Genomic DNA, 16956 nt, shown 5'->3' with positions numbered 1-16956 from the left:
TTTTTTTTGCCCGGCTCCCGGCTAACGCCAGACCGGCAGCAGGTCGAAGCTGAACAGCAGGTGGGCCAGGGCATTGGCCAGGCCGAACAGCAGCACCAGGACGATCATCGGCGTGCCACCCCAGACCCGGTACAGCGGGCTGGCGAAGCGTTTGCGCGAGGCATGGGCGAGCAGGGCCGGGGTGATCACTGCCCAGACGGTCGCCGCCAGGCCGGCGAAGCCGATGGCGAGAATGAAGCCTTCCGGCCAGATCAGCGCGCAGCCGATCGGCGGGGCGAAGGTGACCAGCGCGCTTTTCAGGCGGCCCCGGGGGCTGTCGTCGAAGCCCAGGGAATCGGCGATGTAGTCGAACAAGCCGAGGGTGACGCCGAGGAACGAACAGGCCACGGCAAAGTTGGAGAACAGGGTCAGCAGCAGGTCGACCCGGGCGCTGTTGAGCATGCCGCCCAGGGCGCTGATCAATACATCGATGGTGCCGCCCTGGCGGGCGATGTCCTTGAACTGATCGCGGGGCAGGGTGCCCATGGTGCAGAGCATCCACACCGTGTACAGGACCAGGGCGATCAGGGTGCCGATCAGCAGGCAGTTGCGGATGCGCTGCGGGTCCTTGCCGTAGTGCTTCATCAGGCTCGGCACGTTGCCGTGAAAGCCGAAGGAGGTCAGGCAGAACGGCAGGGTCATGAACAGATAGGGCAGGTAGTCCGGTTGCGGGTTGCCGCGATCGAGCAAAACCTGTGGCTGCACATGGCCGAGCAGGCCGCCGAAGGTCAGGAAGAAGGCAAGGATCTTGGCGCCGAACACCAGGGTGGTGATGCGGCTGACCGCCGCGGTGCTGAGCCAGACCACCAGGGCCACCGCCAGGGCGAACAGCAGGCCGCCGTTGCGCGAGGAAATCTCCAGGCCCAGGGTGTGGGCGGTGTGGCGGATCACCGAGCCGCTGGCCGAGATATAGGCATAGGTCAGGATGTACAGGACGAACACCAGGGTGGCGCCGTTGAACAGGCTCCAGCGCCGGCCGATCAGGTCGCGGGTGATGGTCGAGAAACTCGCCCCCGGCCGGTAGTTGAGGTTGGCTTCGAGGATCATCAGCCCCGAGTGCAGGGTGCAGAACCACGACAGCACCAGCACCGCGAGGGAGCCTTGGAACCACAGCCCCGACATCATCACCGGCAGCGAGAACATGCCGGCTCCGACAATGGTGCCGCCGATGATCATGGCGCCGCCGATGACCGAGGGCCGGCGTTCGGCGACCGTGCGATGGGAGGTTGAAGGGGATGAAGCAATGGACGTACCGCGCATGGCAAGGCCTGCAATGAAATTGTTATTGGAGGTAGCGAGGGGCGCCTCGGGCAGCGGGAAACCGGCAGGCCGGCTCCCGCACACCCGGGCGGCGACTCAGCGCAGAGCCAGCAGGCGGCTCAGTTGCTGCGCCATGTGCAGCAGCCGGTCGTCCTGCCCGGGCAAGGCGTCGAACGACAGCCCGACCGGCAGGCTGCCGGCGGCGGCCACCGGTACGCTGACACTCGGCGCCGCCAGGTTGCTGGCCGGATCGGTGTTGCGTACGAAACGCTCGAAATGCTCCTGAGCGCCGCTGTCGCTCAGCAGCGGCGCGGTGCAGCTGACGGTCGGGTAGGCGATCAGGTCGAGCCGGTGCTGCTGGAACAGCCCGGCGTATTCGCGATCCAGGCGGATCTTGCTCATCAAGGCCTGCACGTAGTCCTCATAGGAAATGGCCGGGCTCTCCAACTGCGCCATAAGGGTCTTCTTGATCTGTGGGTCGCGGATCTGCGCCAGGATCTCGAGGAACCGCTCGCCGCAGCCGGCCTTCAGCAGGAAGCGCGGGAAGTCGATGAAGAACTCGAAGATCGGCAGCGGGAACTGGATGCTTTCGTTGATCTCGCCGATCAGGCGGTCGTCTACCGGCACCATCTCCACGCCCTGATCGGCCAGGCAATCGATCGCCGCGCGGCAATCGCTGTGGACCTTGGTCTCCAGCTCGGACCAGAAGAACTGCTGGGGAATGCCGATGCGCAGGCGCTTGGGCTCGATCGGCGCGGTGCAGGAAGCACCGGTCAGCTGCCGGTGCACGAACAGCGCGTCTTCCAGGCTGCGGGTCAGCAGGCCCGGCGAGTCCTTGGTCTGGGACACCGGGACAATGCCGTCGCCAGGGTAGACCCCGGTGCTCGGGCGGAAACCCACCACGCCGCAGAAGGCCGCGGGAATTCGCACCGAGCCGCCGGTGTCGGTGCCCACCGCGCAGGGCACCAGGCCGGCGGCCACCGCCGCGGCACAACCGCCGCTGCTGCCGCCGGCGCTGTGTTGCAGGTGGCGCGGATTGACCACCGCGCCGTAGCTCAGGTTGGCCGAGGTCACGCCGAACGACAGCTCGTGCATGTTGTTCTTGCCGGCGACCCGCGCGCCCAGCGCCTTGAAGCGCTGGACGATGCCGGCGTCCGCGGCTGGGTGGTAGTCGGCCAGGCCGGGCGTGCCGGCGGTGGTCGGCAGGCCGCTGGCATTGATGTTGTCCTTGAACGAAACCGGGATGCCGTAGAGCGGCGCCTGGCGCTGCTCCGGCGTGCCGGTGTCGCCGCTGAACGCCTGCGGGGCGAAGCTGATGAAGCTGTTCAGGTGCCCGGCGTCGGCGTATTGCTCGAGCAGCGCGCGGTGCCAGGAGTCCAGGCAGAGCTTGCCCTGGCGAAACCCGTCAACGAGCGCTTCGATCGAAAGCTGGCTGTACATGAAAAAGTCTCAACGAAAGTCGGTGGGGGCCTGGGCTCAGCAATAGCGGAAGTGCGATTGCAGATCGAACAGCGGATTGCCTTCCAGCAGTTCGCCACCGAGGCTGGCGATCACCGCGCAGGCGCTGTTCAGGGCGGTCTGCACCGCGCCTTCGGCCCAGCCGCCGGTAAACGAACTGCCGCAGCCGGCCAGGTACAGGCCGGTGTCCTGCTGCGGGTCGAGGGCGGTCTTGAACTGATAGAACAGGCGCTGGGAGTACAGGTCGTCGCCCGGGAAATTCAGCTTGAAGGCGCCCAGGGCCTGCTTGTCGGTGAGCCAGTCGTACTCCAGCACGTAACGCTGGTAGTCGCCGTCCAGCGGCACCAGGTGGCGGGCGAACTCCGGCGAGCTCATCGCCAGTTCGTCCACCAGGCGCTTGCAGCGCTGGACCTTGTCGGTCATCGAAACCATTTTGTGCGAGTCGTCTTCCCAGGTGTAACTGATCAGCACCACACCCCAGGAGTCGGGATCCTGCGGGGCGTAGTCCAGGCAGTAGACGCCCTTGACCAGGGTGTCGGTCTGGATGTTCTGCGCCAGGCCATGTTTGAGCCAGAACTTGTCGCGGGTCAGGATGAACAGCTTGGACGAGCCGACCATGTGGGTTTCGTTGATCGCCCGGGCCACATCGCGATTGACGAACTGCTCGGCCTGGGTCAGGCGCATGTTGACTTGCAGGGCGCGGGTGGTGGCGGTGGTGATCACCCGGTCGCAGCCATAGGTTTCACCGTTGCAGCCCTGCAGCAGGATCTGCCCGTCGGCGCCCTTGCTGATGGATTCGATGCGGGTGCGGCAGATCCGGTCGCGCAGGGCGATGCCATGGAATTCCTCGTCGGCGATCCGCTCCCAGAGCGTGGAAATGCCGTTGGGCACCAGCCGCTGGTTGACTTCGAAGGCGTTGATCACCAGGCGCAGGATCTCGGTGAACGAGGCCCGGTACACCGACTGGAAACCACCCGAGCCGATGCCCAGGGAACCGAACAGGTGGAAGTCTTCCGGCTTGCGCCAGCGCTTGCCGCCCGGTGGGTTTTTCGAGGTGAAGATCTGCACCATGGCCGAGTAGAAAGAGTGATCGCCAAAGCAGTCCAGGTAGCGTTGCCACTCCGGCTGCACTTCGGCGTATTGCTGCTTTTCCAGCAGATCGGTGAGCAGCAGCGGCGGCGCCAGGAAGGTGCCGTCGTCCAGGCGCACGCCCTCCTTGAGAAAGGCGTTCCAGCCGCGGTGCACGGTGTTGAAGATCGGCGGTGGATTTTCCCCGGCCGGCCAGTGGTGGGTTTCGCCGCGGTAGTGGATTTCAGTGTCGACCACGCCAGGGTCGGGGAAGGCCTCGGTGGTGCCGATGCCGAAGCGGTCCAGATAATGGAACAGGCCGACTTCGCTCGGCGGGAAACGCATGGCGCCCATCTCGGCGATGAACTGCGGTTGGGTTTCGTCGAAGCACTGGGTCAGGAAACGCCCGCCGAGGTGGTCTTTCGAGGCTTCGAACAGGGTGATGCGGGTGGCGCCGGCGCGCAGCAGTTCATAGGCCGCGATCAGGCCGCTGAGGCCGGCGCCGACGATGCCGATGTGCTTGTCGGCGATCGCCGGCGGCAGGTGACCGATGGCCTGGGTGGCACGGTGCAGGAACTGCCCATAGTCGTACAACAGGTCGATGTTGGGGAACGAGCGGGTGCCTTGGGTTTCTTCGAAACCGGAGTGGGAGGAGTTCACAGGTAAGGGTCTCGGAAATCAGATGATGAGCTGCAGGCTTTCAAACGCGCGGGACGGATTGAGCAGGAGGACTTTCTTGCGCTGGATTTTCCACTGGCCGGCGAGGCACAGCAGTTGGTGCTCCACGGTCACCGGGTAATGCCATTCGCTGTCGCCACGGGCCTCGCAATACAGCATGGGGGTCAGGCAACGGGCGCTGAGGCCGTCCGGGTCGAGGCTGATCGCCGGCCGCTGGGCAATGTGCAGGCTGCGGCTCTTGGGCTGCTGCGAGAAATTGCGGGCGCTGGCCAGGCGGTTGATGCGCAGGGTGGTGAGGAAACGGTCCTCATACAGCAGGGAGGATTCGCGCAACGGGCAGGGTTGATCGTGGCGCAGCGGAATCCAGTAGTGGAAGTCGTCGCACAGCAGCTGTTGCCAGGCGTCGAAATCCTGTTGGTCGAGAAGCGCGATCTCTTGGTAGATCAGCTGTTCGAGGGGCGAGTTATCCATGGGCGGTCGATCCGTCTGGGGCCTGCATCAGCTGCTGCCAGGTGTTGTAGAAGTTGCGCATGGCCCGTTCGCTGGTGCCGGACACCACCTGGGTCTGCTCATGGGATTCGCCCGGTTCGAACAGGCGGGCGACGTTCACCCAGTCGTTGGCCTGGCTGCGCAGCCCGTCCATGGCCCGTTCGTACATTTCCACGTCGTCGTGGGCGACCATCGAGCACGGCGAGTTGATCAGGTTGTTGTACTGCACGGTTCTTTCCAGCAGCTGCACCGGCGCGCCCACCAGCTCGAAGATCCATGACTCGACCACGGTCTCGCTGGCCGAGACCGGGCGGATCACCCGCAGGGTCTGGATTGGCCCCTTGACCATCAGGTTGGGGAAATACACGGTGTTGTGCCGGGTATCGTCGAGGATCGCCGCGGCCTGGGTTTCGCCGTAGCTCTCGACCATCAGCTCCCAGTAACCGGGGATGCTGGAATAGGCCTTGTGGATCGAGTTGCTGACGCCGGTATGGCCATGGCCGTTGGGCCAGGTGCGGATGCCCATGGCGCTGAAGAACTCGTAGGACGCCATGAACGGCGAGAACAGTTCAACGGCCATCGGCGGCTGGCCGTCATGCCCGGTTTCCTTCCACAGGCGAATGGCTTCGCCGGCCGAGGATTCGTGGGCGACCATCGGATGACAGGTGTCGGTCTGGTTGTCGACCACCATCTTCCAGTTGCAGCGATGGCGGTGCAGCAGGGGCTGGCCGATGGCGCGCAACTGCCCCTGGGGCGAGCGCATGACCATGTTGTCCAGGGTCGACAGCGAGTCGCCGAAGAACTCGCTAAAGCCGACGCCCTGTTCCTTCAGGCGCACGAACACAAAGCCCCGGTAGTTCTCCACCGCGGCCACCGGCTGCATGCCCTTGTGGGCGGCGCAGCTGCTGAGGTCGCAGTCGTCGTATTCCTTTTTCACCGGGATGCTCAGCAACTGGCCGTCGGTCTTGAAGGTCCAGGCGTGATAGGGGCAGCGGATAAAGCGCCCGACATTGCCTTGCGGCTCGGCCAGCACTTTCACGCCCTTGTGCGGGCAGCGGTTGTGCAGCACGACGATCTCGCCGTTTTTCTGCCGGACCATGGCCAGCGGTTGGCCGGCGATGTCGCCGGTGAAGAAGTCGCCGGTTTCCGGCACCAGGCTTTCATGGCCCAGGTAGCACCAGCTGGCGGCGAACACCTGTTGTTGTTCTCGCTCGAAGAGCGACGGATCAAGGAACAGCGTGCGATGCACTTCCTTGCCGTTGAAGTAGTTGTCCAACGAGGTTCTCTCTTTAGATGACCAGTTTCAGGCTTGGGCCTTTGGCCCGGGATACGCAGGGGTAGATCTTGTTGCAGCAGGCGGCCTGCTGCGGGCTCATGATGAAATCGCGGTGATCGACTTCACCTTCCAGCACGTCCAGCTCGCACACCCCGCATTCGCCGCGACGGCAGTCGTAGAGCGGCTCCAGGCCGGCCTCTTCGAGGGCGTCGAGCAGGGACTGGCCGGGCTGCACCCGCAGGTCGATGCCGGAGTCCGCGGCATGCACGGCGAAGCCGGGTTCGTCTTCCGCCAGGGTGGTGTTGAAGATTTCGAAGTGGATGCGTTCGCGAGGAAAGCCCAAGCTCTGGGCATGGCTGAATACATCGTTGAGCATGGCTTGCGGGCCGCACACATACAGGCGATCCCGGGGCTGCAACTGGCCCAGCACCGCGGCCACCGACGGGCGCCCCTCGGCCGAGTCGGAGCAGTGCAGGCTCAGGCTGTCCTGCAACAGCTCGCGCATCTGTGCGGCGTAGGCCGCGTCGTCCGCGCTCTTGGCGAAATAGTGCAGCCGCGCCGGGCGCTGCCGGGCTCGCAGATGCCCGAGGATGCCGGTCAACGGCGTGATGCCGATGCCGCCGGCGAGGGCGATGTCGGCGCCGTCGCTGTCGTCCAGCTGGTAGTCGAAGGCATTGAACGGACCGTCGAGCCGCACCTGGTCGCCGACGCTCAGCTGGCGGATATAAGCGCTGCTGGGCGAGTCGGGGTTCAGGCGAATGGCGAACACCAGGCTGCCCAGGGGCAGCTCATGTTCGGCCAGCTCGACCCGGGAGTAGTGACGCCATTGCTCGAGTTGGGGAATCCACCATTTGAAGTGGGCCCCGGCGGTGGCCTCGCAGGGGGTCGGCACAAGAGGCGCCAGAGTGATTTCCTTGATGCTTGGCGAGAGCATCAGGCACTGGGTGATCTGGTAATTCATGGGGTGACTCGCTGTCAGCTTAACGGTGTTTCATGCAGGTACAGCCACTGGGCCGAGTGCTCATGGATCCGGATCACCACCACCGAGAGGCGTGAGGTTTCCTTCTGCTCCAGGCGATGGGTTTCCTTGTAGCGGATCGCCGCGCTGTGGCCTTCGTGCCAGACGGTGTGCAGGTCGCTGACGAGGATCTCCAGGCCGGGGCGGGCACCGACGGCGCCGCGGAACATCTGTTCGACCTGCTCGCGGCTGACGATGGCGCCCGCGGTGGTGACCATGCTGAAGTGTTCGGCGAAGGCCGGCAGCAGGCGGTCGATGGCGGCGGCGCCGTTGCCGTCCTGGTCGGTGAAGACCGCGTGGATCAGCTCGTGGATCGCATGAATGCTGTGTTTGGCCTGTTCAACGATTGTGTTGTGCATGACATTCCTTTTGCGTGGTCAGGTTGCTCATCTGCAACAGGGGTAACAGACCCATCACCGCCGCGATGACGAAGGTCAGGTGATAGGCCGGGGTAGACGCCAGGCTGGCGAGCAGCAGGTTGTAGATCATCAGGAACAGCGCGGCGCCGATGCTGAAGGACATCTGCCGGTTGATGTTCCAGATCACGCTGCCCTTGTGGGTATCGGCACCTTCGAAGTCCATCAGCGAAGTGGTTTGCGCGGTGTTGGCGCCGATGCCGCCGCCGATGCCCATCAGGCAGTAGGCGATGACGATGATCGGCAGGTCGGCGGCGCTGTCGACCAGGTACAGGGTGGCGATGCCGGCGCTGTGCAGGAGCATGCCGAGGGTGAACAGGCGCCGGGCGCCGAAGCGGTTGTAGACCCGGCCGCAGACCAGCATGGCGATGAAGGCACCGCCGGCGTAGAGGATCATGAACATGCCGGTCAGCTTGGCGCTGAAGTGCAGGCTGTTCTGCAGGAAGAAGATGCTCAGCAGGTTGACCCCGGTGAACACCCCGGGAATCGCGTAGTAGATGAAGATTGAGGTGCTGAGCTTCTTGCTCTTGAGCAGGCTCAACTCGACGATGGCGTTGTCGCAGCGGCGGTAGTGCAGGACATACAGCACCACGCAGGTGACCCCCAGCATCAGGCAGCTCAGGGCGGCCAGCGGCGGGTAGTCGCCGCCGTACAGCGACATGCCCATCAGCAGGCTGCCCAGGGCCGCGCTGACCAGCAGCAGACCCTTGATGTCCGGGCGCGCCAGTCTGGCGGGACGGGCTTCCTTGATCCACAACCAGGACAGGGCGGCGGCGATCAGCGAGAACGGAATGTTGCTGTGGAACACCCAGCGCCAGGAGCTGCTGTCGACGATCACGCCGCCGATGGTCGGCGAGATGGCCGGGGCGATCAGGGCGACGGCCATCACCAGGGTGGAGATCTTGGCCCGCTGCGGGCCCTGGAACAGGTTGAAGGTCAGGGCCTGGCCCACCGGGATCAGCAAGCCGCCGCCGATGCCCTGGACGAAGCGCCAGATCACCAGCTCATGGAAGCTGCCGGCCATCCCGCACATCCATACGGCGGTGCTGAACACCAGCATCGAGGCGGTGAGGGTTTCGCGGCTGCCGAATCGTCCGGCCAGCCAGGTGCTTACCGGAATGATCAGGGTCAGGCCGAGAATATAAGCATTGGCCACCCAGGCCACGGATGAAGTCGAGACGTGCATGTCATGGGCAATACTCGGTAAAGCCACGGCCGACATGAATATGTTTATACAGTCGATAAAGAATCCGATGAGGAATATAAGAGCCACTTTGTAGCGATAAGTCATATGATCTCCCTTTTGCGGCGGGATCATAGGAGCGATAGACCGAGGGTGTCGATACGCCTATACTTGAAACATTGTTTGATGGGATTTAACAATGATTTACAAAAACAGTGAGCTATAACATGCACACGCATCTAAATCGCGTCCAGACATTCCTGGCGGTTGTCGATTTCGGTTCCTATACCAAGGCGGCCAATTACCTGTGCATCAGCAAAGCCATGGCCAGCCTGCATGTCAAGGCGCTCGAGGAAGTTTTGTCGGCGACCCTGTTGATCCGTAATACCCGCAATATATCCCTGACGGAAATAGGCCAGGACTTTTATAACGAGTTCAAGGGCATTGTCGCGGATATCGACAATGCCTTCGAAAATGTCCTGCATGGGCATAATCGTATTTCCGGTAAGTTGCGGTTCAGTTCAACTAGCGAGTATGGCGAGCGCTATATACTGCCGATCATTTCCAAGTTCACCGAACGTTATCCGGAGATCCGTCTTTGTTATAACTTCAACTCTTCGTTGAATGATCTGGTGGCGGAAAAACTCGACCTGGTGATCCGCCTGGGCAACCTCGCCGACTCGGCTTTCAAGAGCCGCAAGCTGGCCGACTACGACATCGTCCTGGTGGCCAGCCCGGACTTTCTGGTGCGCCATCCGGTGGTCGAGCCCCTGGACCTGAACAGCGTGCCGTGGATCGCCAACAGCAACCTGCAAGGGCCGACCAACTGGACCCTGAACCACCCGCAACTGGGCCAGGTCGAGGTCAGCGGGCCCAATCATTTCGAGTCCAATTCTTCCACCGCCATTCGCGCCATGACCCTGTCGTCCCTGGGGGTGTCGGTACTGCCCGGCTGGGTGGTCGAGGACGACCTGGCGAGCGGCCGGCTGGTGCGCCTGCTGCCCGATTACGCCTTGCCTTCGCAGTCGGTGAACGTGGTGTTTCCCAACAGCTCGCACCTGCCGCACAAGTCGCGGGCGTTCATCGATTTCCTGTTGCTGCACCTGGGGCAGTGATCGGCGATACTCGGCGCGTTCGTGGCATCACTTGTGGGGAACCCAATGCCGTTGCAATCCTTGACCAGCCTGGCCGCCGTCGATCCGCAGCAATGGGACGGCCTGCTCAGTGACGGCCAGCCGTTTCTGCGCCACGCCTTTCTCAGCACGCTGGAAGACAGCGGCAGCCTCGGCCCGCGTTCCGGCTGGCAGGCCGAGCACCTGCTGCATGTGCAAGACGGGCGCCTGATCGCGGCGTTGCCCAGCTACCGCAAGTGGCATTCCTACGGTGAGTACGTGTTCGACCATGGCTGGGCCGACGCCTGCGCCCGGGCTGGCATCGAGTATTACCCCAAGCTGCTGAGCGCCGTGCCCTTCAGCCCGGTCAGCGGCGCGCGGCTGCTGGCGGCGAGCCTGGAAGACGGCCTCGAACTGCTGCAAAGCCTGCCCGGTTACCTGGAGATCGAAGGGCTTTCCAGCGCCCACATCAACTTCACCGATGCCTTTACCGATGCCGCCCTGGCCGGGCAGGACGGCTGGCTGCAGCGCCTGGGTTGCCAGTTCCACTGGCAGAACCGTGGTTATCGGGACTTTCAGGATTTTCTCGATAACCTCAGCTCGCGCAAGCGCAAACAGATGCGCAAGGAGCGCGAACAGGTGGCGGGGCAAGGCATCGAGTTCGAGTGGCTCGAAGGCCGGCAGCTCAGCGAAGCGCAGTGGGATTTTGTCTACGCCTGTTACGCCAACACCTATGCGGTGCGGCGCCAGTCACCCTACCTGACCCGGGCTTTTTTCAGCCTGCTGGCCGAACGCATGCCCGAGGCCATCCGCGTGGTGCTGGCCAAGCAGAACGCCAGGCCGGTGGCCATGGCCTTCAGCCTGATCGGTGGCGACAGTTTCTACGGGCGTTACTGGGGTTGCCTGGCGGAGTTCGATCGCCTGCATTTCGAAACCTGTTTCTACCAGGGCATGGACTATGCGATCGCCCAGGGCATGCAGCGTTTCGACGCCGGTGCCCAGGGCGAGCACAAGTTGATTCGGGGGTTCGAGCCGGTGATCACCCGGTCCTGGCACTACCTGCGCCACCCCGGCTTGAAAGCGGCGGTGGAGGATTTTCTCCATCAGGAGCGGGCGGGCGTGCTGGCTTACGCCGAAGAGGCGAGGGCCGCGCTGCCGTATCGGCAGGCGTGACCCTCGAGGTGGTTTTCAGCTGTCTTCCTTGCCCAGCCAGCGATAGATACCACCGCCGACCACCGCGCCGAGAATCGGCGCCAGCCAGAACAGCCACAGTTGCTGGATCGCCCAGCCTCCGACGATCAAGGCCGGCCCGGTGCTGCGCGCCGGGTTGACCGAGGTGTTGGTCACCGGGATCGAGATCAGGTGGATCAGCGTCAGCGCCAGGCCGATGGCGATTGGCGCGAAGCCCACCGGCGCGCGTTTATCGGTGGCGCCGAGGATGATCACCACGAACATCCCGGTCATCACCAGCTCGCTGACAAAACCCGCGGCCAGTGAATAGCCTCCCGGCGAATGTTCGCCATAACCGTTGGAAGCCAGCCCGCTGGCCAGCTCGAAGCCCGGTTTGCCGCTGGCGATGAAGTACAGCAGCGCCGCGGCGATCACCCCGCCTAGCACTTGTGCGATGACATAGGCGGGCAGTTCCTTGAGCGGAAAACGCCCGCCGACCACCAGGCCGACGGACACCGCGGGGTTGAGATGACAGCCGGAGATATGGCCGATGGCGAAGGCCATGGTCAGGACGGTAAGACCGAAGGCCAGCGCCACGCCGAGCAGGCCGATGCCGACCTCTGGGAACGCGGCCGCCAGTACGGCGCTGCCACAACCACCCAATACCAGCCAGAAGGTACCTAACAACTCAGTGACTGAACGTTTGAACAGAGACATGAAGTTATCCTTTTAGGTCGACTATCGATGCGATAAAGCCGTGATGCGGCCGTGCAGGCTGGCCGCAGGCCCTGGTCCAGAACCTAGGCTCAGTACAGCAGGCTTTTTTTACAAATCCAGTGCGAAAAAAAACGCCAGGGCCCGATGTAAAGGGTCCTGGCGTTTTTCTGTAGACGCCGGCGCAGCCTGCGATGGGCGGGTAGTGATTGAAGTAGCCGCCCCCTTGTAGCCGCTGCCGAAGGCTGCGATCGGCCGCGCAGCGGTCGTAAATCTTGCAACCGTGATCTGCCTGAAGGAGCGCATTCGCCGGTTTGCGACTGCTTCGTCGGAATGCCGCCCAAGCCGATCGCAGCCTCGCAGCCTCGCAGGCTCGGCAGCGGCTACAGGGCTACAGGTCAGTCGATACCGACAAAGCCTCCGGTCTGGTGCTGCCACAGGCGCGCATACAGGCCACCGTGGGCCAGCAGCTCGGCATGGCTGCCGGTCTCGGCGATGCGGCCTTTTTCCAGGACCACCAGGCGGTCCATGCGGGCGATGGTCGAGAGCCGGTGGGCGATGGCGATCACGGTCTTGCCCTGCATCAGGGTCTCCAGGCTTTCCTGGATCGCCGCCTCGACTTCCGAGTCCAGGGCCGAGGTGGCCTCATCCATGATCAGGATCGGCGCATCCTTGAGCAGCACCCGGGCAATGGCGATGCGCTGGCGCTGGCCGCCGGAGAGTTTCACCCCGCGCTCGCCGACATGGGCATCGAAGCCGGTGCGGCCCTGGGCGTCGGAGAGCAGCGGGATGAACTCATCGGCGCGGGCCTTGCGCACCGCTTCCCAGAGCTCCTCGTCGGTAGCGTCGGGCTTGCCGTACAGCAGGTTGTCGCGGATCGAACGGTGCAGCAGCGAGGTGTCCTGGGTGATCATGCCGATCCGTTCGCGCAGGCTTTCCTGGGTCACGTCGGCGATGTTCTGGTTGTCGATCAGGATGCGCCCGCTCTCCAGGTCATAGAGCCGCAGCAACAGGTTGACCAGGGTCGACTTGCCGGCGCCGGACGGGCCGATCAGGCCGATCTTTTCCCCGGGCCGGATGGTCAGGTTGAGGTCGCTGATGACCCCGGTCTTTTTCCCGTAGTGGAAATCCACATGCTCGAAACGCACTTCGCCGCTGGCCACCGCCAGGCGCGGCGCCTGCTCGCGATCGCTGACGCTGATGGGCTGGGCGATGGTCTGCAGGCCGTCCTGGACCATGCCGATGTTCTCGAAGATGCCGTTGACCACCCACATGATCCAGCCGGACATGTTGACGATGCGGATCACCAGGCCGGTGGCCAGGGCGATGGCGCCGACCGAGATCAGCGACTGGGTCCACAGCCACAGGGCCAGGCCCGTGGTGGAGACGATCAGCAGGCCGTTCATGGCGGTGATCACCACGTCCATGCTGGTGATGACCCGCCCGGCCAGCTGGCTTTTCTCGGTCTGCTCGCCGATGGCTTCGCGCGCGTAGTTCTGCTCGAAGTGGGTGTGGGCGAACAGCTTGAGGGTGGTGATGTTGGTGTAGCCGTCGACGATCCTGCCGACCAGCTTGGAGTTGGCGTCCGAGGAAATCACCGAACGTTCCTTGACCCGCGGCACGAAGTACCAGAGCGCGCCGATGTAGCTGGCGATCCAGATCAGCAACGGGATCATCAGGTGCCAGTCGGCCTCGGCGAATAGCACCAGGGAGCTGACCGCATAGATCAGCACGTGCCACAGCGCGTCCACCGCCTGCACCGCCGAGTCGCGCAGCGAGTTGCCGGTCTGCATGATGCGCTGGGCGATGCGCCCGGCGAAGTCGTTCTGGAAGAAGTTCAGGCTCTGCTTGAGCACATAGCTGTGGTTCTGCCAGCGAATCAGGCTGGTCATGCCCGGGCTGATGGTCTGGTGCACCAGCAGGTCGTGCAGGGCGACGAACAGCGGACGGAAGATCAGCGCGACCACCGCCATCCAGGCCAGCTCGAGGCCGTGGGTCTTGAAGATCTCGACATTGGGCGTGCCCTGGGCCAGGTCGATGATCGTGCTCAGGTAGCTGAACAGCGACACCTCGATCAGCGCGACGAACAGGCCGACCACCAGCAGGGCGACGAAGCTCGGCCAGACTTGCTTGATGTAATAGAGGTAGAAGGGCAGTACGCGGTTGGGGGGAGCGGCAGTGGGAGCGTCGCGGAAAATATCGATCAGCTGTTCAAAACGACGATAGAGCATGGGATCTGACGCCCGCGTGGCGGGCTCTCCTTATCAGTAAGCAGGCGCAGCGCCGTGTCAGCGCTGCGCCGGGACTCCCGGCTGAGCCTTGGGCTCTGTACGAAAAGTCGGCGGGTGTAGCCACTTTCCGTACAGGGCCTTAGTCGATGCGCTTGGCCGACTTGATTAGCACGGGGTCGATCGGCACGTTCTGCATGCCTTGTTTGGTGGTGGTCTGCGAGTTGACGATCTGGTCGACCACGTCCATGCCGCTCACCACTTTGGCGAACACCGCGTAACCGGCATCGCGGCCCGGATCGAGGAAGGCGTTGTCGGCAACGTTGATGAAGAACTGGCTGGTGGCCGAGTTCGGGTTCGAGGTGCGGGCCATGGACAGGGTGCCACGTACGTTATGCAGGCCGTTGCTGGCTTCGTTCTTGATTGGGTCGCGGGTTTCCTTCTGCACCATCTGCGGGGTGAAGCCGCCGCCCTGGACCATGAAGCCCGGGATCACCCGGTGAAAGATGGTGTTGGTGTAGAAGCCACTGTCGACGTAGTCGAGGAAGTTCTTGCTGGAGATCGGGGCCTTGACCGGGTCCAGTTCGACTTCGATCTTGCCGAAGCTGGTGTCCAACAGGACGTGAGGCGCCTTGGCCGGCTGGGCGGCCATCAGGTTGGCAGCGAACAGAACGGAGCCGGCGACGAGGGCGATTTTTTTCAGCATGGGTCAGTGATCCTGGGTGGTGGTGTCGACTGCGGTTAAAAACTCGAGCAGGGTTTGGTTGAAGCGTTGCGGCTGGTCCAGCGGCGTGGCGTGACGCGAATCGGCGATCACCACCAGGCGCCCGTCGGGCAGCAGTTTCACATAGCTTTCTTTCAGTGCGACCGGGGTGTAGTCACGGTCGGCGCTGATGACCAGGGTTGGACAGGCGACTTGCGAAAGTCGTTCCTGGACCCCCCAGCCAACGATGGCATCGAAGCTTGCGAGATAAGCACGTTTGTCGTTTTTTGCCCAGCGCTCGGCCATCTTTTGCCGCAGCTCGGCCTGCTCCGGCTTGGGGAACAGTTTGCCGGCCAGGGCGGTGCCGATGGCTTCGAGGCTGAGCAGGCGCATCAGGCTCCAGCGCTTGAACCACTGCCAGGCGTCGTTGGCGCTGCGGATCTTCACCTCGGGCGCGCTGTTGACGATGCACAGGCTTTTCAGCAGCCCGGGCTGATCCACCGCGAGCTGGAAGGCGATCATGCCGCCCATGGACAGCCCCGCCAGATGCACCCGCGACAGGTTCAGGTGCTCCAGCAGGGCGACCAGGTCGGCGCTGAAACCGGCGATGCTGTAGGGCCCGCGGGGCTTGTCGGAACGGCCATGGCCACGCACGTCGGGGAGGATCAGGCGGTAATGGGCGGACAGCTCGGCGATCTGCTTTTCCCAGTCCCGGGTGCTGGAGCCGAGCCCGTGAACCAGCACCAGCGGTTCGCCATGGCCGTATTCCTCGTAGTGCAGGGTGCATCCTTCGTGTTCGAAATAGGCCATGGCTGAATTCCTGTTCAGGCGCGTGGAGGGTTCAAGTGTCGGTTCAGGCTTGTTCCGGGGCGGCGAACGGCGCGTCCAGCGGCGCGGTGTCGAAGGTGCGCAGCAGCTCGACGAGGATCTGCGTGGCCGGGCCCAGGGGCTTGTCCTTGTTCGAATACAGGTAGAAGGTCGGGTGCCGGCTGCCGCCCTGGTCCAACGGTAGCACCTTGAGCAGGCCCTCCCGGAGTTCGCGTTCGATCATGTGGCGCGGCAGCCAGGCAAAGCCCAGGCCGCTGCCGACGAAGGTGGCGGCGGTGGCCAGGCTGCCGACGGTCCAGCGCTGTTCGGCGCCGAGCCAGCCGACGTCCCGCGGCTGCTGGCGGCCGGAGTCGCGGATCACCACCTGCAGTTGGCTTTCCAGGTCCTGGAAATTCAGCTCGCGGTTCAGGCGGTGCAGGGCGTGTTCCGGGTGGGCCACGGCGACGAATTCCACCGAGCTCATTTCCGTGCCCAGGTAGCCGGAGATGTTGAAGCCGCTGATGGCCAGGTCGGCCACGCCTTCGAGCAGCACCTCTTCGACCCCGGACAGCACTTCCTCGCGCAGGCGCACCCGGCAGCCGCGGCTTTGCGGCATGAAGGCGGTCAGGGCGCGGACCAGGCGCGCGCTGGGGTAGGCGGCGTCCACCACTAGGCGTACTTCGGCTTCCCAGCCCTGTTCCATGTGGTGGGCCAGGTCTTCCAGTTGGCTGGCCTGTTTCACCAGTTGCCGCGAGCGGCGCAGCAATACGCCGCCGGCCTCGGTGAGTACGGCCTTGCGCCCGTCGATACGCAGCAGCGGCACGCCCAGTTGGTCCTGCATGCGCGCCACGGTGTAGCTGACAGACGATTGCGAACGGTGCAGCGCCTCGGCGGCCTGGGCGAAGCCGCCGTGATCGACCACGGCCTGCAGTGTTCGCCATTGATCGAGGGTAACGCGGGGCGCTTTCATGAGGAGCTCCTCTTGTCCTAAGCTGGCGCTCCTTATTGGAGACTGCCGAATGAGAAAATTCTGTTGTGTGTTGCTGGCCCTGCTGCCGCTCAGTGCGTTCGCCTATCCCATCGACGTGAAGAAACACCTCGAAGGCGTGAGCATCGACTACACCGCCTACGACACCGATGCTGACATCGGTTCGATCCAGGTGAACAACTACGGCACCACCGACGCCGCCTGCACGGTGGTCTTCCGCAACGGCCCCGAAGCCCCGCGCACGCGCAAGGTGGAAGTGGCGGCCGGCAAGTTCAAGAACGCCACGGCCAAGTTCAACCGCAGCATCATCAAGCTGCGCATCGACCTGACCTGTACCGCCAAGTAAGCG

At 63.8% G+C, this 16956-nt stretch carries 16 protein-coding genes; 3 read left to right on the top strand and 13 right to left on the bottom strand.

Annotated elements, in window-relative coordinates; all coding sequences use genetic code 11:
- Positions 1–21: 21 nt before the first annotated feature.
- The 8 genes from mtr to NRG23_RS11600 form a co-directional block, all read right to left on the bottom strand.
- Positions 22–1299, bottom strand: a complete 1278-nt coding sequence (gene mtr, locus NRG23_RS11635; protein WP_029526995.1) for a tryptophan permease — start codon at positions 1297–1299, stop codon at positions 22–24.
- 96 nt (positions 1300–1395) lie between these two features.
- Positions 1396–2739: an amidase family protein gene (locus NRG23_RS11630; protein WP_257374644.1), complete on the bottom strand. Its 1344-nt coding sequence runs from the start codon at positions 2737–2739 to the stop codon at positions 1396–1398.
- 36 nt (positions 2740–2775) lie between these two features.
- Positions 2776–4485 carry an NAD(P)/FAD-dependent oxidoreductase gene (locus NRG23_RS11625; RefSeq protein ID WP_257374643.1) on the bottom strand — a complete coding sequence of 570 codons (1710 nt, stop codon included), beginning with the start codon at positions 4483–4485 and terminating at the stop codon, positions 2776–2778.
- An 18-nt stretch (positions 4486–4503) separates the two neighbouring features.
- Positions 4504–4974, bottom strand: a complete 471-nt coding sequence (locus NRG23_RS11620; RefSeq protein WP_009047599.1) for an aromatic-ring-hydroxylating dioxygenase subunit beta — start codon at positions 4972–4974, stop codon at positions 4504–4506.
- Positions 4967–6268, bottom strand: coding sequence for a Rieske 2Fe-2S domain-containing protein (locus tag NRG23_RS11615; protein ID WP_028681881.1), 1302 nt, complete (start codon positions 6266–6268; stop codon positions 4967–4969). Before NRG23_RS11615 ends, NRG23_RS11620 begins: the two co-directional genes overlap by 8 nt.
- Before the next feature lie 13 nt (positions 6269–6281).
- Complete coding sequence (locus NRG23_RS11610; protein ID WP_257374642.1) at positions 6282–7229, bottom strand: flavin reductase family protein; 948 nt, start codon at positions 7227–7229, stop codon at positions 6282–6284.
- A 14-nt stretch (positions 7230–7243) separates the two neighbouring features.
- Positions 7244–7645: a DUF4440 domain-containing protein gene (locus tag NRG23_RS11605; protein WP_257374641.1), complete on the bottom strand. Its 402-nt coding sequence runs from the start codon at positions 7643–7645 to the stop codon at positions 7244–7246.
- Positions 7626–8993, bottom strand: a complete 1368-nt coding sequence (locus NRG23_RS11600; RefSeq protein ID WP_028681884.1) for an MFS transporter — start codon at positions 8991–8993, stop codon at positions 7626–7628. Before NRG23_RS11600 ends, NRG23_RS11605 begins: the two co-directional genes overlap by 20 nt.
- Positions 8994–9112: 119 nt before the next feature.
- On the opposite strand from NRG23_RS11600, the gene NRG23_RS11595 reads away from it, so the two are divergent.
- The gene (locus NRG23_RS11595) at positions 9113–10000 is read left to right on the top strand and encodes a LysR family transcriptional regulator (RefSeq protein WP_257374640.1); all 888 of its coding nucleotides are present in this window, start codon (positions 9113–9115) and stop codon (positions 9998–10000) included.
- Positions 10001–10045: 45 nt separating this feature from the next.
- A complete protein-coding gene (locus NRG23_RS11590; protein ID WP_257374639.1) occupies positions 10046–11170 on the top strand; it encodes a GNAT family N-acetyltransferase in 1125 nt (374 codons plus the stop codon).
- A 15-nt stretch (positions 11171–11185) separates the two neighbouring features.
- Here NRG23_RS11590 and aqpZ read toward each other — a convergent pair whose 3' ends face one another.
- The 5 genes from aqpZ to NRG23_RS11565 form a co-directional block, all read right to left on the bottom strand.
- On the bottom strand, positions 11186–11884 hold the full coding sequence (gene aqpZ / locus NRG23_RS11585; RefSeq protein ID WP_009047606.1) for an aquaporin Z: 699 nt from the start codon (positions 11882–11884) through the stop codon (positions 11186–11188).
- A gap of 395 nt (positions 11885–12279) precedes the next feature.
- Entirely contained in the window at positions 12280–14112 is a 1833-nt protein-coding gene (locus tag NRG23_RS11580) for an ABC transporter ATP-binding protein (RefSeq protein ID WP_110177413.1), read from the bottom strand.
- Positions 14113–14251: 139 nt separating this feature from the next.
- On the bottom strand, positions 14252–14815 hold the full coding sequence (locus tag NRG23_RS11575) for a peptidylprolyl isomerase A (protein WP_007920626.1): 564 nt from the start codon (positions 14813–14815) through the stop codon (positions 14252–14254).
- A gap of 3 nt (positions 14816–14818) precedes the next feature.
- Positions 14819–15622 carry an alpha/beta fold hydrolase gene (locus NRG23_RS11570; RefSeq protein WP_124301231.1) on the bottom strand — a complete coding sequence of 268 codons (804 nt, stop codon included), beginning with the start codon at positions 15620–15622 and terminating at the stop codon, positions 14819–14821.
- 43 nt (positions 15623–15665) lie between these two features.
- Positions 15666–16589 carry a LysR family transcriptional regulator gene (locus NRG23_RS11565; RefSeq protein WP_007920628.1) on the bottom strand — a complete coding sequence of 308 codons (924 nt, stop codon included), beginning with the start codon at positions 16587–16589 and terminating at the stop codon, positions 15666–15668.
- A gap of 49 nt (positions 16590–16638) precedes the next feature.
- On the opposite strand from NRG23_RS11565, the gene NRG23_RS11560 reads away from it, so the two are divergent.
- A complete protein-coding gene (locus NRG23_RS11560) occupies positions 16639–16953 on the top strand; it encodes a hypothetical protein (RefSeq protein WP_007920629.1) in 315 nt (104 codons plus the stop codon).
- The last annotated feature ends 3 nt before the right edge of the window (positions 16954–16956 follow it).

This window comes from Pseudomonas sp. T8 (assembly GCF_024610635.1).
Lineage (GTDB): Bacteria > Pseudomonadota > Gammaproteobacteria > Pseudomonadales > Pseudomonadaceae > Aquipseudomonas > Aquipseudomonas chlororaphis_I.
This window is presented reverse-complemented; position numbering and strand designations above follow the sequence as displayed.

What these genes read in the sequence shown, in the direction of transcription:
- mtr (WP_029526995.1), bottom strand. Translation starts at nt 1,299, where the DNA reads ATGCGCGGTACGTCCATTGCTTCATCCCCTTCAACCTCCCATCGCACG.
- NRG23_RS11630 (WP_257374644.1), bottom strand. Translation starts at nt 2,739, where the DNA reads ATGTACAGCCAGCTTTCGATCGAAGCGCTCGTTGACGGGTTTCGCCAG.
- NRG23_RS11620 (WP_009047599.1), bottom strand. Translation starts at nt 4,974, where the DNA reads ATGGATAACTCGCCCCTCGAACAGCTGATCTACCAAGAGATCGCGCTT.
- NRG23_RS11610 (WP_257374642.1), bottom strand. Translation starts at nt 7,229, where the DNA reads ATGAATTACCAGATCACCCAGTGCCTGATGCTCTCGCCAAGCATCAAG.
- NRG23_RS11605 (WP_257374641.1), bottom strand. Translation starts at nt 7,645, where the DNA reads ATGCACAACACAATCGTTGAACAGGCCAAACACAGCATTCATGCGATC.
- NRG23_RS11600 (WP_028681884.1), bottom strand. Translation starts at nt 8,993, where the DNA reads ATGACTTATCGCTACAAAGTGGCTCTTATATTCCTCATCGGATTCTTT.
- NRG23_RS11595 (WP_257374640.1), top strand. Translation starts at nt 9,113, where the DNA reads ATGCACACGCATCTAAATCGCGTCCAGACATTCCTGGCGGTTGTCGAT.
- NRG23_RS11590 (WP_257374639.1), top strand. Translation starts at nt 10,046, where the DNA reads ATGCCGTTGCAATCCTTGACCAGCCTGGCCGCCGTCGATCCGCAGCAA.
- aqpZ (WP_009047606.1), bottom strand. Translation starts at nt 11,884, where the DNA reads ATGTCTCTGTTCAAACGTTCAGTCACTGAGTTGTTAGGTACCTTCTGG.
- NRG23_RS11580 (WP_110177413.1), bottom strand. Translation starts at nt 14,112, where the DNA reads ATGCTCTATCGTCGTTTTGAACAGCTGATCGATATTTTCCGCGACGCT.
- NRG23_RS11575 (WP_007920626.1), bottom strand. Translation starts at nt 14,815, where the DNA reads ATGCTGAAAAAAATCGCCCTCGTCGCCGGCTCCGTTCTGTTCGCTGCC.
- NRG23_RS11570 (WP_124301231.1), bottom strand. Translation starts at nt 15,622, where the DNA reads ATGGCCTATTTCGAACACGAAGGATGCACCCTGCACTACGAGGAATAC.
- NRG23_RS11565 (WP_007920628.1), bottom strand. Translation starts at nt 16,589, where the DNA reads ATGAAAGCGCCCCGCGTTACCCTCGATCAATGGCGAACACTGCAGGCC.
- NRG23_RS11560 (WP_007920629.1), top strand. Translation starts at nt 16,639, where the DNA reads ATGAGAAAATTCTGTTGTGTGTTGCTGGCCCTGCTGCCGCTCAGTGCG.